The 14,740-nt window shown below is 34.5% G+C and carries 16 protein-coding genes and 2 pseudogenes; 12 read left to right on the forward strand and 6 right to left on the reverse strand.

The features are described 5' to 3' along the window. Nucleotides 1-67: 67 nt before the first annotated feature. A complete protein-coding gene (locus tag A9G31_RS07690) occupies nt 68-460 on the reverse strand; it encodes a hypothetical protein (protein ID WP_141671413.1) in 393 nt (130 codons plus the stop codon). A gap of 75 nt (nt 461-535) precedes the next feature. Continuing rightward, entirely contained in the window at nt 536-1,162 is a 627-nt protein-coding gene (lexA, locus tag A9G31_RS07695; protein WP_065561145.1) for a transcriptional repressor LexA, read from the reverse strand. A gap of 256 nt (nt 1,163-1,418) precedes the next feature. On the opposite strand from lexA, the gene coaE reads away from it, so the two are divergent. Genes coaE through tsaD form a run of 4 tightly spaced genes read left to right on the forward strand, consistent with a single transcriptional unit; the run spans nt 1,419 to nt 4,041 of the window. Continuing rightward, nucleotides 1,419-2,021, forward strand: a complete 603-nt coding sequence (gene coaE, locus A9G31_RS07700; protein WP_065561146.1) for a dephospho-CoA kinase — start codon at nt 1,419-1,421, stop codon at nt 2,019-2,021. A gap of 12 nt (nt 2,022-2,033) precedes the next feature. Further along, nucleotides 2,034-2,771 carry a cell division protein ZapD gene (zapD, locus tag A9G31_RS07705; protein WP_065561147.1) on the forward strand — a complete coding sequence of 246 codons (738 nt, stop codon included), beginning with the start codon at nt 2,034-2,036 and terminating at the stop codon, nt 2,769-2,771. 29 nt (nt 2,772-2,800) lie between these two features. After that, on the forward strand, nt 2,801-3,016 hold the full coding sequence (yacG, locus tag A9G31_RS07710; RefSeq protein WP_065561148.1) for a DNA gyrase inhibitor YacG: 216 nt from the start codon (nt 2,801-2,803) through the stop codon (nt 3,014-3,016). Next, on the forward strand, nt 3,016-4,041 hold the full coding sequence (gene tsaD, locus A9G31_RS07715) for a tRNA (adenosine(37)-N6)-threonylcarbamoyltransferase complex transferase subunit TsaD (RefSeq protein WP_065561149.1): 1,026 nt from the start codon (nt 3,016-3,018) through the stop codon (nt 4,039-4,041). Before yacG ends, tsaD begins: the two co-directional genes overlap by 1 nt. Nucleotides 4,042-4,155: 114 nt before the next feature. Here tsaD and A9G31_RS07720 read toward each other — a convergent pair whose 3' ends face one another. Further along, nucleotides 4,156-4,485, reverse strand: coding sequence for a DUF4282 domain-containing protein (locus tag A9G31_RS07720; protein ID WP_081299382.1), 330 nt, complete (start codon nt 4,483-4,485; stop codon nt 4,156-4,158). 125 nt (nt 4,486-4,610) lie between these two features. On the opposite strand from A9G31_RS07720, the gene ycaO reads away from it, so the two are divergent. Further along, nucleotides 4,611-6,377, forward strand: coding sequence for a 30S ribosomal protein S12 methylthiotransferase accessory factor YcaO (gene ycaO, locus A9G31_RS07725; protein WP_065561150.1), 1,767 nt, complete (start codon nt 4,611-4,613; stop codon nt 6,375-6,377). A gap of 76 nt (nt 6,378-6,453) precedes the next feature. Here ycaO and A9G31_RS07730 read toward each other — a convergent pair whose 3' ends face one another. Then, entirely contained in the window at nt 6,454-7,284 is an 831-nt protein-coding gene (locus A9G31_RS07730) for a shikimate 5-dehydrogenase (RefSeq protein WP_065561151.1), read from the reverse strand. A 70-nt stretch (nt 7,285-7,354) separates the two neighbouring features. On the opposite strand from A9G31_RS07730, the gene A9G31_RS07735 reads away from it, so the two are divergent. From A9G31_RS07735 to mltG, 3 genes are all read left to right on the forward strand, one after another. Beyond that, nucleotides 7,355-7,684 (forward strand): nitrous oxide-stimulated promoter family protein, encoded by a 330-nt coding sequence (locus A9G31_RS07735; protein ID WP_065561152.1) that lies wholly within the window; start codon nt 7,355-7,357, stop codon nt 7,682-7,684. 206 nt (nt 7,685-7,890) lie between these two features. Then, nucleotides 7,891-8,976, forward strand: coding sequence for an alanine racemase (gene alr, locus A9G31_RS07740; RefSeq protein WP_065561153.1), 1,086 nt, complete (start codon nt 7,891-7,893; stop codon nt 8,974-8,976). 16 nt (nt 8,977-8,992) lie between these two features. Then, a complete protein-coding gene (mltG, locus tag A9G31_RS07745) occupies nt 8,993-10,015 on the forward strand; it encodes an endolytic transglycosylase MltG (protein WP_065561154.1) in 1,023 nt (340 codons plus the stop codon). A 74-nt stretch (nt 10,016-10,089) separates the two neighbouring features. Here the strand turns inward: mltG and A9G31_RS12230 are convergent. Beyond that, nucleotides 10,090-10,398, reverse strand: a pseudogene (locus A9G31_RS12230) (YqcC family protein); the annotation flags it as partial. Between the two features lie 21 nt (nt 10,399-10,419). Further along, nucleotides 10,420-10,968, reverse strand: a pseudogene (ampD, locus tag A9G31_RS12235) (1,6-anhydro-N-acetylmuramyl-L-alanine amidase AmpD); the annotation flags it as partial. A gap of 200 nt (nt 10,969-11,168) precedes the next feature. On the opposite strand from ampD, the gene ppdD reads away from it, so the two are divergent. The 4 genes from ppdD to A9G31_RS07770 are packed head-to-tail and all read left to right on the forward strand — an operon-like array spanning nt 11,169 to nt 14,670. After that, entirely contained in the window at nt 11,169-11,600 is a 432-nt protein-coding gene (ppdD, locus tag A9G31_RS07755) for a prepilin peptidase-dependent pilin (protein WP_065561156.1), read from the forward strand. Nucleotides 11,601-11,639: 39 nt separating this feature from the next. Further along, nucleotides 11,640-12,749 carry an ATPase, T2SS/T4P/T4SS family gene (locus A9G31_RS07760; RefSeq protein WP_065561157.1) on the forward strand — a complete coding sequence of 370 codons (1,110 nt, stop codon included), beginning with the start codon at nt 11,640-11,642 and terminating at the stop codon, nt 12,747-12,749. After that, nucleotides 12,746-13,921 carry a protein transport protein HofC gene (gene hofC, locus A9G31_RS07765; protein ID WP_065561158.1) on the forward strand — a complete coding sequence of 392 codons (1,176 nt, stop codon included), beginning with the start codon at nt 12,746-12,748 and terminating at the stop codon, nt 13,919-13,921. The genes A9G31_RS07760 and hofC overlap by 4 nt, the downstream gene beginning before the upstream one ends. Next, nucleotides 13,921-14,670, forward strand: a complete 750-nt coding sequence (locus tag A9G31_RS07770; RefSeq protein WP_065561159.1) for a prepilin peptidase — start codon at nt 13,921-13,923, stop codon at nt 14,668-14,670. The genes hofC and A9G31_RS07770 overlap by 1 nt, the downstream gene beginning before the upstream one ends. The last annotated feature ends 70 nt before the right edge of the window (nt 14,671-14,740 follow it).

Below are 14,740 nucleotides of genomic sequence, written 5' to 3' on the forward strand. Positions count from 1 at the left end.
TTTTTCCAAATAAAAAATCCGACAATTGCGATAACATTTGCCGGATTTTTATTGATTTGTCAAAACATTAATTTATTGGATAAAATTCGCTTGTAGAGTCACTATTGTTGTCATCATCGTTATCATGGTGACTTGAGCCAGGTAATGCTCTAGCTCGTTCGATAGGAACATAACTGCCGCTAGGCGTTTCTACTTGGCACTCACCTAAAAAGATAGAATATTTTGTGTTAGCTCGCATACTCTCACCTCTAAAATAACAGTGAGCTGCATTGTATAAATCAACTCGACAAAGTAGTGCAATACCTAACCAAACAACTAATACCGCTAAAGCGATCCATTTCAAATGTTTCCAAATAAAAGACCAAAAACCAATTCCTCTAAAACGGCAATATCCAGAAACGAGTAATATAACTGCAATAAACCCTAAAAATTCGTATAACCAAAATAGCCACATAGTCATCTCCCACACGTTAGTTAATTGCTATTTTATACTAACTTTGCTTATACTTCTATATACTTGCGTATATGCGTTTACTCACATCCAGGATCCGTTACGAATAATACCAACAGCTAGTCCTTCAATGGCAAAATTTTGATGTTCTAAATCGACTTTGATTGGTGAAAATTCGACATTTTCGGCAATAAGGTATACATGTTTTCCCTTACGTGATAAACGTTTAACCGTAACTTCGTCATCAATACGAGCAACCACAACTTGCCCGTTTTTAACATCTTGGGTTTTATGTACAGCCAACAAGTCGCCGTCAAATATACCAATATCTTTCATTGACATACCTTGTACTCTTAATAAAAAGTCTGCGCGAGGTTTAAATAGTGAAGGATCAACTTGGTAATGGCTTTCGATATGCTCTTGCGCTAATATTGGTGATCCAGCCGCGACTAGCCCAATGAGTGGTAAACCTTCTAGTTCATTTTGCTCAATAGGCGTTTCAAGTAAAAGGCGAATACCACGTGATGAGCCGGCGATCATTTCAATTGCACCTTTTTTAGCTAAAGCTTTCAGATGTTCTTCGGCTGCGTTGGCGGATCGAAAACCCAATTTCTGGGCAATTTCAGCACGTGTAGGTGGCATACCAGTAGTTTGAATGTTATCTTTTATTAAATCATAAATTTGTTGTTGGCGCTCAGTTAACGGTCTCATTACATATTCCTGTTTTTATATACAGATACATGTGATTATATACAGCTAATAATATAAAACAACTGTTTTATTTAATTTATTTTTCAATTGGAGGTAAATTTTTGGGGGGATTGTTGTTATTATGTGCTAATTTTGTGAATTATTGTGGAAATGCAATAGTTAAATAACAACTGAATCTTTCTCCTTATTAGTATTATTTAATCAAATGACATATATGCTATAATAAAGCAATTTTTGTTGGATTGGAATTTGCCTTATGCCTTATGTTGTTGCGCTCAGTGGAGGTATTGCCAGTGGCAAAAGCACTATCACTGATTTGTTTGGTAGATTAGGTGTACCTATTATTGATGCAGATATTATTGCAAGGCAAGTTGTGCAAATAGGGAGTTATGCATTTAATCAAATTGTTAAGCATTTCAGCCAAGAAATTTTACTTACTAATGGCGAACTTGATCGTAGTCAACTTCGCGAGATTATTTTTAATAATGATCATGAAAGGCTTTGGCTTAATGATTTATTGCATCCAATCATTAAGCAAGAAACTCAAAAACAAATTGCTATGCAAAAAAGTACAACCTATCTAATTTGGGTTGTGCCATTATTGATTGAAAATAACCTGCATACTTTAGCTGATCGTGTGCTGATAATTGATACTCCTGTTTCACTACAATTGGCACGATTAGTAAAAAGGGATAATATTAGTGAGTCATTAGCTGAAAAGATGATACTGTCACAAGTATCTTTAAAAAAACGTTTATCTTATGCTGATGATATTATAGTTAATGACGGTAATTTATCGTCGCTAACAACACAAGTTAATCTACTGCATCAACAATACTTAGATAGCTTTAAAAAGTAAGATTTAGAATAGATGAATAATATTATTTTTGAACACCCATTAAATGAAAAAATGCGCACTTGGCTTCGTGTTGAATTTTTATTAAATCAATTAAATACACATTGTCATTTTAATGACAAGAATGCGTTGATTTTTTTTCATGCATTGTCCGAGTTGTTAGAGATTATTGAACGTAATGATATTAAAGGCGATTTAGTTAAAGATCTTGAATCGCAAAAACAAAAGTTAATCTTGTGGCTAAATATCGATGGAGTGGATCATGATTTACTCAATGACCTGATCCACCAATTTGATGATTTTATCACCCAATTTAACGCAATTGAGCGCTTAGGACGACCATTAAAAGATGATCGATTTATTACTGCCATCCGTCAACGTTTAATGATTCCAGGGGGATGTTGTAGTTTTGATTTGCCTTCGTTTCATTTATGGCTCAAAATTTCGCAAGAAAGGCGATATAGTCAAATAGAAAATTGGTTACAACACTTATCTGTACTTGATAAATCGCTAACATTTTATATGCAATTAATCAGACAGTTAGGTGAATTTAAACCGTTTGTTTATACCAATAACTTTTTTCAAGAAACCAATGGTGATGTTAATTTGCTTCGTATTCGGATTTCGTTAGATAAAAATGTATATCCTCAAGTATCTGGTCATTTGTCGCGTTATAGTATTCGCTTTTTAGCACTTGAGAATTACGATAACGTCAATACTAATGAAATTGCATTTGAATTAGCCTGTTGTTGATCGAATACTGTTATTAAAAAAGAGTTGAAATGAATAAAAATATTACGTTTGTTAAGTGCCCAACTTGTCAAAAAGAAGTTGAATGGAGACAAACAAGTCTTTATCGTCCATTTTGTAGTAAGCGTTGCCAGCTTATCGATTTAGGTGATTGGGCAACTGAAGAACATCGCATTCCCGATAAAGATATAACAGAGCAAGATCTTTGGAGTGAACAAGATCTTGCCGATTTTTTAGGTAGACATTAATGAAGATCCTTGGTATTGAAACTTCATGTGATGAAACTGGCATTGCCGTTTATGATGATGTCAACGGTTTAATTGCAAATCAGCTTTATTCACAAATTAAATTACATGCTGATTATGGTGGGGTGGTACCAGAGCTGGCATCGCGCGATCATATTCGTAAAACTGTACCATTGATTCAAGCAGCTTTAAAACAAGCTAATTTAACCGCACAAGATATTGATGGGGTTGCCTATACTGCTGGTCCAGGTTTGATTGGAGCGTTAATGGTAGGTGCATCAATTGGACGATCGCTTGCTTATGCTTGGAATGTGCCAGCTGTTGCTGTGCACCATATGGAAGGGCATTTACTTGCGCCAATGTTAGAAGATAATCCTCCCGAATTCCCATTTGTAGCATTACTGGTATCAGGCGGGCATACGCAATTAATTAAAGTAACTGGTGTTGGACAATATCAATTGATGGGTGAATCAATTGATGATGCGGCAGGTGAAGCTTTTGATAAAACAGCTAAACTACTTGGACTTGATTACCCAGGTGGTGCAAAGTTGTCAAAATTAGCAGAGCTAGGTTGTGACTCGCGCTTCCACTTTCCGAGGCCAATGACAGACAGACCTGGGCTCGATTTTAGTTTTTCAGGTCTTAAAACTGCGGCGGCTAATATCATCCATCAAAATACACATGACCAACTTATTGACATGCAAACAAAAGCAGATATCGCAAGAGCTTTTGAATATGCCTTAGTTGATACGCTTGTTATCAAGTCTCGCCGTGCACTTGAACAAACAGGATTTAAGCGTTTAGTTATTGCGGGCGGTGTCAGTGCCAATAAAACATTACGTCATAAACTTGCACAATTAATGGCGCAACGAAAAGGGCAGGTTTATTATCCAAGAATTGAATTTTGTACTGACAATGGTGCTATGATTGCTTATGCGGGAATGCTCCACTTAAAAGCAGGGCAACATTCTGATTTGACCATCAATGTGAGACCAAGATGGCCTCTTAATGAGCTTAATGTAGGTTAGGGAATTATTTTAGATTTTGCGATAAAAAATAGAAAATAAAAAAGTGGGAATAAGTCCCACTTTTTTATTGAAGCCCAATCAATGCTATTGATTAATAACATTGATATTAGATGATTATTCTTGTGTTTCTGAATCGGTCTTTTCGTTGGCTAATTTTTGGATATTGTGGTTAATGTTGAATAAAACACAAATCAATTCTAAACCAATACGAGTTGAAATAAAGCCAGCAACAAAAGTGATAATACCTGTAAAAAAAGTAAATAAACCAGCTGAAAAACTATAAGCGAATAAAGCAAAACTACCTAAAACCATCGTTAATGAGGTAATTGTAATACAAAATAATGCAATCCAATATACGATAGTGATAAATGTTGGTGTTATCATTCGGTTAAAAAATAAAAAATCTTTAATAGTAAGATCTGAAAATTTAATTTTATTGTTCATTATATTTCCTTTATAAAGGGAGTTAATTTTATTAGTTCTATTTTTTAAATTTGCATATACAGTTATAATTTTTAAAATCTGTAAGCAACAACAATTATAACATAAAATTATTTTGAGATTAACTTATGAAAACTTATATCCCCGGTAAAGATGCTGCTCTTGAAGATTCGATCAACTATTTTCAGCAGCAATTAGCAAAATATGATTTAGAAGTAAAAGAAACTTCTTGGCTAAATCCGGTACCTAATGTGTGGTCAGTGCATATTCAAAATACTAAATGTCCATTGTGCTTTGCTAATGGTAAAGGCGCAAGCAAAAAGGCGGCATTAGCATCGGCTTTAGGAGAGTATTTTGAACGGTTATCAACCAATTACTTTTTTTCAGATTTTTACTTAGGAAAGCAAATAGCGAATGCCGATTTTGTGCATTATCCAAGTGAAAAATGGTTCACTATTCCTGAAGATAATTCCCTACCTAAAGGACTATTATCCAAAGAACTACTTAAGTTTTATGATCCTAATCAGGAATTGAGTGCAACAGATTTAATTGATTTACAATCAAGTAATGGTGATCGAGGTATCTGCGCTTTACCATTTGAACAGCAGTCTGACAAAAAAACTATTTATGTGCCAGTTAATTTAATTGCTAATTTATATGCCTCTAATGGAATGTCAGCCGGTAATACTCGTAATGAGGCTCGAGTACAAGGGTTATCTGAAATTTTTGAGCGTTATACTAAAAATAAGATTATAGCCGAAGGCATTAGCTTACCAATTATCCCAACTGAAGTGATTAACCGTTACCCCACCGTTTTAGCTGCAATTGATGCACTTGAAAATGAAGGATTTCCGCTTTATTGTTTTGATGCTTCATTGGGTGGCGAGTTTCCGGTTATTTGTGTAGTGTTATTTAATCCACAAAATGGAACGTGTTACGCCTCATTTGGCGCGCATCCAAATTTTGGCGTTGCGCTTGAAAGAACAGTAACAGAATTACTACAAGGACGCAGTTTAAAAGATCTTGATGTGTTTTCACCTCCAAGTTTTGATAATGATGATATTGCCGACCTTAGCAATTTAGAAACGCATTTTATTGATTCAAGCGGTTTGATTTCATGGGATCTATTTAATGAGCAAACAGATTACGAATTTGTCGATTGGGACTTTTCCGGTTCAACTGAGCAAGAATTTGCTAATTTGATGGATATTTTTACCCGCCACAATACTGAAGTGTTAATTATGGACTACGAACACCTTGGTGTATATGCTTGCCGAATTCTGGCCGTTGGTATGTCTGAAATTTATCCTCCTGAAGATCTTATAATTGCCAATAGCAATATGGCTATTGGATTACGAAAGCTTATTTTGTCATTACCTTACCAAAAACGTACAGCTAAACAGTACCTAGCAATTATTGAACAGCTTGATGATGAAGGGCTTGATGATTATGCTCGAATTCGAGAACTGCTAGGCATAGCAACAGGTAACGATAATGCTTGGTTAACTCTTCGCGTTGGCGAGTTAAAAGCAATGCTGGCATTGGCAGGTAAAGACTTAATACAAGCACAACAGTGGATTGATTGGACGATTGAAATGAACGAGTCTATATTCACGCCATCACGCAATCATGCTTATCGTTGTTTACAGACATTAGTTAATTTTATTTTACAACGAGACAAAAAACAGTTTAATAACTATCAAGCCGCATTTAATAAAATGTATGGTAAAACCTGTGTTGATGATATGTGGCAATACGCTAATGGTGACAAAACATTTTTTGGTTTAGCTAATTATACGAAAATCGAAAAACAGACCAATAACAATCTAGAACAGTTTGATATGCACCAAAAATTATTAGTTGTATATAATAAATTGCATCAGACAATGTTATAAATTATTAAATTAAATTTTATTTTATTTTATTTTATTTAAATTCCACCGCTGAACACGGTGGAATGGACAATATTATTTAACCTTGCCTTGCAAATTCTCCTGCTTGTCTTACTAACTTTTCACTTGGTGTTACACCAGTATATAAAACAAACTGTTCAAGTGCTTGTATAACAGCAACATCGGCACCTGAAATAATAATTTTATTTAGTTTTTGGGCATATTTTATCATGGGAGTTTCAACGGGAAGGGCAACTACATCAAACACAATATCGGCATTTTTTATCATAGTTGAGGGAAATGCAAGCGCCTCAGAATCAATACCACCAAACATACCAATTGGGGTAACATTAATAATCAATTTTGCTTGGTGTGACAATATTTCTTGCTCATCCTTTACCCATTTATAGCCATATCGTTTGGCTAATGTTTCGCCTTTTTGTTGGTTACGTGCGGCAATAATACCATTTTTAAATCCCGCATCATAAAAAGCTCCGATGACCGCATTAGCCATGCCTCCGCTGCCTTTTAATACAAATGGTGTTGTATTATCAATCTTATTTTCTACAATGAGTTTAGCAACGGCAATATAATCAGTGTTATAAGCTTTTAAATGATGGTTGGTATTAACAATAGTATTTACCGACTGAATAGATTTTACCGAGCCATCTAATTCATCAATAAACTCAATGCATGCTTCTTTATAAGGCATTGAAATGGCGCAACCTCTAATAGCTAAGGCTTTAATGCCATAAATCGCATCTTTCAAATTATTGGTAGTAAAGGCTTTATATAAGTAATTAAGATTAAGTTTTTCGTACAAATAGTTATGAAAGCGAGTACCAAAATTGCTTGGTCTTGCCGAAAGGGACATGCAAACAGTTGTATCTTTATTGATAGTTCTTGCCATTACAACAAATCCTTGTGATCATATTAGATGATTTTATTTTACCACTTTCTTAATTAACGTGTATGTAATTATGGTTGCAAACAATAACGGTCCTAAAATACAGCAAGAAAAAGCAACAGTAATAGCAATGATCTATTTATATTGCTTTAAACAACATCATAGCCAACATCATCAGTTATGTGAGGAATGCAACGATCTATTGCAATATGCTATGCAACGCTTAACAATGTGCCGTTTTGGTGAAGAAAAAACGACATGTGAACGTTGTCCTAAACATTGTTATCGTAAAGATTATAAATTAAAAATTAAACAGGTAATGCGGTTTTCTGGTCCAAGAATGTTAATTTATCATCCTACAATGGCATTGAGGCATCTTTATAAAAACTTGGTGAATAGGTAAGTTATTACCATTATTAACGTCTACCATGACAAAACAAATATTAATTTGTCATAAAGTTAAAATTACGGTTTAGTATATTCTATTGATTAAAAATACTAATTCCCAAAATAGCCCAAAACTTCCACCGATTTGTATACTGTGAAAAATTTGTTATTATTAGAAACAGAATTTAAAATAATGGCTCGATAAGAGTCTGGATCAAAGAAATGTCTATTGCAGTTGTTGAAGTTAATCGTCAAGCAGTTATTCATAATGTAGAGTATCTCAAAAAAATGGCTCCTAATAGTCAGCTAGTTGCGATTATAAAAGCCAATGCTTATTCACACGGTAGTGAGGAGATTGCTCAATTATTACATGATAAAGTGAATTATTTTGGTGTATCACGCCTTACCGAAGCTATGCAATTGCGAAACAATGGTATTAACACACCGATTCTGGCTTTGGAAGGTTTCTTCCCGCATGATGATTTGGATTATTTTATTGATTTTAACATTCAACCAGCTATTCATAGCAAATGGCAAATTGACATATTGCAAACATCTCTCCGTAAAGATCAAATTACCACATGGTTTAAGCTTGATACAGGAATGCATCGTTTAGGTTTTTGTCCTGATGAAGCAAAGGACGAATTTTATCGTTTGGCTAGTTGTTCAGTGGTTTGCAAACCAATTAATATTATGAGTCATTTTAGTTCGGCTGATGATCTCACTTCAAAACAAACGTTAAAGCAAATAGAACTATTTGATCAGTTTATTGATTCCATTGATGATAAATCACTTATTGGCAAGTGCTCAATTGCTGCATCGGGCGGTATATTAGCCTGGCCAGAAGCTCAGCGCGATGTTGTGCGTCAAGGTATTGCTTTATATGGCGTTTCACCTTTTGATGAATCTATTGCTGAGCTACAACCCGCGATGACGTTTAAATCTGAATTAATTGCTGTGCGGAAACACAAAAAAGGTGAATCAGTTGGCTATGGTCAAATTTGGTGTAGTCAGCAAGATACTAAACTGGGTGTGGTTGCAATGGGTTATGGTGATGGTTATCCACGAAATATTCCAGAAAATACCCCTGTATTGATTAATGGGCGAAAAGTACCAATTGTAGGTCGCGTCTCAATGGATATGATTGTGGTCGATTTAGGTATAAATTGCCTTGAAAAACCCGGTGACGAAGTCATATTTTGGGGACCTGGACTTCCTGTTGAAGAAATTGCAAAGCACACAGGAATTAGTGCTTACGAATTAATAACGCGCTTAACTTCACGCGCAAAAATTCATTATAGTAAATAGATAAATAAATTAGGTTATGATTAAAAAAATATTTTTATACACTTTACTCACCCTTATATTAATTGTTGGTGGCTCGATCAGTATTGGTTATTACTTTTTACAACAGTTTTCTAAACAACAGATGCAAGTTACTGCCGAAAATCAAATGTTTGTTTTGAAAAAAGGCACATCCATGCATCAGTTAGTTGAGCAAGTTAAAGAAAGCCAATTACTCGAAAGGGCATATTTGCTCCCTTATTTGTGTAAATTAGAACCCTCATTAAGCTCCATTAAAGCAGGAACTTATCAATTACACCCGCATATGACTGTTGAAGAGTTTTTGCAATTATTAGTGTCGGGCAAAGAAAGCAATTTTTCAATTCAGTTTGTGGAAGGTAAACGTGCTAAAGATTGGTTGAATGTTATTCAAAATGCTCCTTACATTGAGCAAACCTTAGTTGGAAAAACAGATAAAGAAATTGCTAAGTTGTTAGGCATTGAAGGATCGATTGAAGGCTGGTTATCGCCTGATACTTATCTTTATACCGCAGATACTTTAGATATTAATATTCTAAAACGTGCACATATGACGATGAAAAGTAATCTGCAAAAAATTTGGGACAATCGCGATGAGGATCTTCCTTACCAATCGCCTTATGAACTCCTTATTATTGCATCAATTATTGAAAAAGAAACCGGCATTAGTTCTGAACGGGCAAATGTGGCTTCGGTATTTGTTAATCGTCTAAAAAGAAAAATGAAGTTACAAACTGATCCCACCATTATTTATGGTTTAGGTGATGACTATAAAGGTACTATTAGACGTGTTGATTTAACTGACACTGGAAATCCTTATAATACTTATATTATTGAAGGATTACCGCCAACTCCAATTGCAATGCCAAGCCTCGCCTCGCTTGAAGCAGCAGCACACCCTGCTAAAACTAATTATCTGTTTTTTGTGGCGAATGGAACCGGGGGACACACATTCTCAAATACTTACAGTAACCATCAACAAGCGGTTAATCAGTATCGACGAATGAATAATAGTGGAAATTAATCAAAAAATTGAATAAAATCAATAATCTACCGAAATGTTTTTGGGGTTGTGATTATCATAATTATTACCGCATATTAATGCGGTAATTTGTCATGATTAAATTGCGCTAAATCATCAAGTTGCTTAATTAGATAAAGTAGATGATTAACATTTTGTTCTTGCTCTTTTAGCGCTTCTTCAAAATAAGGGTGTAGAGCAAATTTGGGTAAATTTGTTTTGGCGTCAATCATTGCTTGTATTCGTGGAATAAAAATCCATTGTAACCACTCGTGTGCTTGCATGGTGTCAATAGCAAAAGGTTCTTGGCTTAAAAATGCATCGGGATTTGGCGGTATAGCTTGCCATAAGTCGATTTTTTGTAATTCTTTAATAATTTGTTCAAGCTGATTTAGTAGCTTTTGTCCTTGCGATTTTTGTGTTAGTAAATTCTGATAATGTTGCCAATCAAAAAAAGGGCCTGGATCTGTTTTTCGATCTGGGGCAATATCGCTATGGCCAGTAATATCTTTGATGGCATAAGTTTGTTGTAATAATAACGTAACATTTACTAATTGCTGATATTGTTGTTCGGTAAAGTTATCGTTATCACATCCTTCCATTTCAATACCGATCGAAAAATCGTTACAATTTTCTTGCCCTTCAAATGCTGATTTTCCTGCATGCCAGGCACGTTTATCAAATGGAACAAATTGAATAATTTCACCATCACGTCGAATAAATAGATGGCTTGATACTTCAAGTTGATGAATCGAAGCAAAGTACGGGTGCAGGTTGGGATCGAGCCGACCAGTAAATAATTGCTCAACATAAGGACCTCCATATTCATTGGGCGGTAAGCTTATATTATGAATAACAAGTAGTGATATCGGTTTATTAATAGGTCGTTCATTATAAAAAGGCGAAACAACTTGCTTTATACCTTGTAACCAGCCATTAACAATTTTTAGGGACATAGTGACTCCAACTTATTTTATAAACCGATGTATGGATTTGTCTGTTTTGCGATTTGCTTCGCAAAAATTGAACATACAACGTAATAATTAACTCCATTAAGGATTTTACTTTCCAATTTTGTTGTTTCGTTATTATTCCATTTTTTTGTTTTGCTATAAAGGCTCTTAGATTAAATCATTGACTAAAAATAGAGGTATTTATGTCTAATCAATCGGGCTTTACGTTATTTGAACTTATGATTGCTATTATTGTTATCGCTATCTTAGCCGCTATCGGCGTTCCAGCTTATCAAGGATATGTAAAAAAAGCTGCCTTAACCGATATGTTACAAACGATGACTTCGTATAAAACAGCTGTCGAAATTTGTGCTGTAGAGCAGGGTAGTTTAACCAATTGTAGTAATGGTAATAATGGCGTACCAGCTAGTCGTACATCAAATTATGTTACTTCTATTACGGTTAATAACGGAGTTATTACTTTGGTTGGAACTAGCGCCTTAACAGGGTTAACTACCACACTGACACCAACAATTAACGCTACTCATGGAAATTTAGATTGGAGTCGAGTTTGTACCACATCTCCAACGGATACCAGTTTAACCAGTGCTTGTGAAGATATTTTTAAATTCTAATGTTCGTATTTAATAATTGACGGATAAGGAACCGCCTTTATGCAAGAAGAACAGTTAATTGAAAGTATCGATAAATTGTTACTTGAAGCATTGAATAATCGAGCTTCGGATATTCATTTTGAACCTTATCAACATAGTTACCGTATACGCATGCGTATTGATGGTGTTTTACATGATATGTTATCACCGCCTCTTGCATTAGCTAAACAGATAACAGCAAGATTAAAAATCATGTCTCAACTTAATATAGCTGAACATCGATTACCTCAAGATGGTCAACTTGGGATTGATCGTTATACCATGCGTATTTCCACTTTGCCTGTGATGAATGGCGAAAAAATTGTTTTAAGAGTAATGGATAACCATGAATCTGAATTAACCATTAATGATTTAGGGTTAACGGATGCAGATCTGTTAACATTCAAGCAAATTTTAAACTATCCACAAGGTTTGATCTTAGTTACAGGGCCAACAGGTAGCGGTAAAACGGTAACACTATATAGTGGATTAAAGCGGTTAAATAAAACCGAACGTAATATTTGTAGCGTTGAAGATCCCATTGAAATTCCCCTAGAGGGTATTAATCAAACTGCGATTAATCTCAAGGCTGGCTTAACATTTGCTATTGTATTGCGTGCTTTACTACGGCAAGATCCTGATGTAATGATGATCGGCGAAATTCGCGATCGTGAAACCGCCGAAATTGCCATTCAAGCTGCGCAAACAGGGCATTTGGTGCTATCTACATTGCACACTAATTCAAGTGTCGAGGCAATAACACGATTAAAGCAAATGGGGATAGAAAATTATCTATTGTCATCAAGTTTAAAATTAATTATTGCTCAGCGGTTAGTTCGAAAATTGTGCTCACACTGCAAAGTTGTGGCGAGTGATTTAGTTAAGCTGGGCAATGAATACGAACCGCATTATTTAGCTTCAGGATGCCCAAATTGTATTGGCGGTTATAAAGGACGAATTGGGTTATACGAGTTTTTAGTTATCACGCCCGATATTCAACAACAAATATTAGCCAATCAAACTATTTTACCTTCAAATATGACTTCGCTAAAAATAGCAGGACAAAAATTAGTGAGGCAGGGCGTGACAACATTAGCTGAATTAAATCGAGTCTTGGGTGATACAGCGTGAAACGGCTCTATTATTGGTATGATGTTGATTTTAATCAACACAAAATTATTGCCGAATCATCACAGGCTATTAAAAGGCAGCTATTGTTGCAAGGTAAAATAGCCATTAAGATTAAAGCCGGTAAAATTATCACCCCACACAGTTTTAATCGTACAGATCTGCTGATGATTACCAAACAATTAGCTACCATGCTAAAGGCGGGATTATCTATTATTGATACATTACAATTGCTTGCTCAAGAACAAGCTAAACCGCATTGGCAATATTTGTTACTTGATATTAAACAACAAATAGCTAAAGGCGAATTTTTATCTCAAGTATTACGCCAACATTCTTCGGTATTTTCTGCCCTGTATTGTGAAATTATTGCAACAGGCGAACTGACAGGACAGCTTGATGAAAGCTTTGAGCAGTTAGCATTATTGCTTGAAAAATCAATCAAACTACAAAAAAGTATAAAAAAAGCAATGCGTTATCCGTTGTTTTTATTATTGATTGCAATGATGGCAAGTTTGGTGATGTTATTATTTGTTTTACCAAAATTTTCAGATATTTATCAAAATTTCGATGCTGAACTACCAGCTTTTACACAAGGTTTTATTGATTTTTCGAGTTATTTGCAACAAAGCTGGTTAATTTGGTGTATCGTATTTTTTATTAGTTATTTTTGTTATCAGCGCTATTTAAAAGTGCGTTATCGACGTAAAATCGAAATGATAGTAATAAAATTTCCCTTTATTGGAAAAATTATTCAAACCACTTGCTTAACTCAGATTTTCCAAACAATTGGAATCACTCAAAAAGCAGGTATACCATTATTGACTGGTTTAACTGCGGCGGCTAATACTACTAATTATTTTCTTTATCGTGATAGTATTTCGCAAATTATTGTAGGTATTGAGCAAGGGCTTTCATTTAGCCATGTATTGCATGGGCAACGATATTTTCCTAATTTATGTTCACAGTTAATTCATGTGGGAGAGGAGTCAGGCACACTAGATTTAATGCTCGATAAATTAGCAACTTATTATCAAGAACAAAATCAAACCTTAACCGATAATTTGTCGCAAGCATTTGAGCCATTATTAATGCTTGTTTTGTCTTTAATTATTGGCAGTTTAATTGTGGCTATGTATTTACCGATATTCCAAATGGGCGATGTAATTCACTAATGTTAGTATTTATTATTAACTATTTAGGTCTTTGTATCGGTAGCTTTGTTTATGTTGCTTATTATCGTTATTTGCCAACACTGACATCATACCAATATTTATGTCGAATTAGTTTTCATCGATCTGCTTGCCCACATTGTCATAGTAAGCTGAAAGCTTGGCAATTGATACCGATTATTTCTTGGTTAATATTAAAACGACGTTGTTATTACTGCGATACCAATATTTCATGCCAATATCTTATTGTTGAATTATTTGTCGCTGTTTTATTTACTTTTATCTATATTGATAAAAGCATCAATTATCAAAGCGGTATTTTAATGATTCTTGGTTGTTATTTTTTACTTTTAGCTTTAATCGATTTTAAATACTATTTATTGCCAGATTTGTTTACCCAACCATTAATGTGGACAGGTGTAATGCTTGCCTATTTTGATTTGGCAAACATCGTTTTAACCGATGCTTTGCTAGGTATCTTTTGGGGATATCTATTATTAAAAATACCTGCTACTTTATTTTATTTGGTATCTAAAAAACAGGGATTAGGGGGAGGCGATATTAAATTGCTTGCCGCTCTTGGCGCTTGGTTGCCTTATACATTATTACCAATGTTATTATTTTTTGCTTCCTTATTAGGGATTATATATTTTCTTTTTTTGCGATATGTGATCAATAAACCAAAATCAAAAGTTATTCCATTTGGTCCTTTCTTATTAATTTCTGGTTATGTGATTTATTATTTTTGTTAAAAAGTTTCAGGAAAACTTGTGTTTTAATCAATTTATTGTTAATCAAGAAAGTATTAAAATTTTATAAAGC

It is taken from the genome of Gilliamella sp. Gris1-4, from assembly GCF_001690335.1.
Taxonomy (GTDB): Bacteria; Pseudomonadota; Gammaproteobacteria; order Enterobacterales; family Orbaceae; genus Gilliamella; species Gilliamella apicola_P.

Excerpts from the sequence above, each read along its gene's own strand:
- ycaO (WP_065561150.1), top strand. The coding sequence starts at position 4,611 with ATGAAAACTTATATCCCCGGTAAAGATGCTGCTCTTGAAGATTCGATC.
- A9G31_RS07690 (WP_141671413.1), bottom strand. The coding sequence starts at position 460 with ATGACTATGTGGCTATTTTGGTTATACGAATTTTTAGGGTTTATTGCA.
- yacG (WP_065561148.1), top strand. The coding sequence starts at position 2,801 with ATGAATAAAAATATTACGTTTGTTAAGTGCCCAACTTGTCAAAAAGAA.
- A9G31_RS07770 (WP_065561159.1), top strand. The coding sequence starts at position 13,921 with ATGTTAGTATTTATTATTAACTATTTAGGTCTTTGTATCGGTAGCTTT.
- coaE (WP_065561146.1), top strand. The coding sequence starts at position 1,419 with ATGCCTTATGTTGTTGCGCTCAGTGGAGGTATTGCCAGTGGCAAAAGC.
- mltG (WP_065561154.1), top strand. The coding sequence starts at position 8,993 with ATGATTAAAAAAATATTTTTATACACTTTACTCACCCTTATATTAATT.
- alr (WP_065561153.1), top strand. The coding sequence starts at position 7,891 with ATGTCTATTGCAGTTGTTGAAGTTAATCGTCAAGCAGTTATTCATAAT.
- tsaD (WP_065561149.1), top strand. The coding sequence starts at position 3,016 with ATGAAGATCCTTGGTATTGAAACTTCATGTGATGAAACTGGCATTGCC.
- A9G31_RS07730 (WP_065561151.1), bottom strand. The coding sequence starts at position 7,284 with ATGGCAAGAACTATCAATAAAGATACAACTGTTTGCATGTCCCTTTCG.
- A9G31_RS07720 (WP_081299382.1), bottom strand. The coding sequence starts at position 4,485 with ATGAACAATAAAATTAAATTTTCAGATCTTACTATTAAAGATTTTTTA.
- zapD (WP_065561147.1), top strand. The coding sequence starts at position 2,034 with ATGAATAATATTATTTTTGAACACCCATTAAATGAAAAAATGCGCACT.
- ppdD (WP_065561156.1), top strand. The coding sequence starts at position 11,169 with ATGTCTAATCAATCGGGCTTTACGTTATTTGAACTTATGATTGCTATT.
- lexA (WP_065561145.1), bottom strand. The coding sequence starts at position 1,162 with ATGAGACCGTTAACTGAGCGCCAACAACAAATTTATGATTTAATAAAA.
- A9G31_RS07735 (WP_065561152.1), top strand. The coding sequence starts at position 7,355 with ATGGTTGCAAACAATAACGGTCCTAAAATACAGCAAGAAAAAGCAACA.
- A9G31_RS07760 (WP_065561157.1), top strand. The coding sequence starts at position 11,640 with ATGCAAGAAGAACAGTTAATTGAAAGTATCGATAAATTGTTACTTGAA.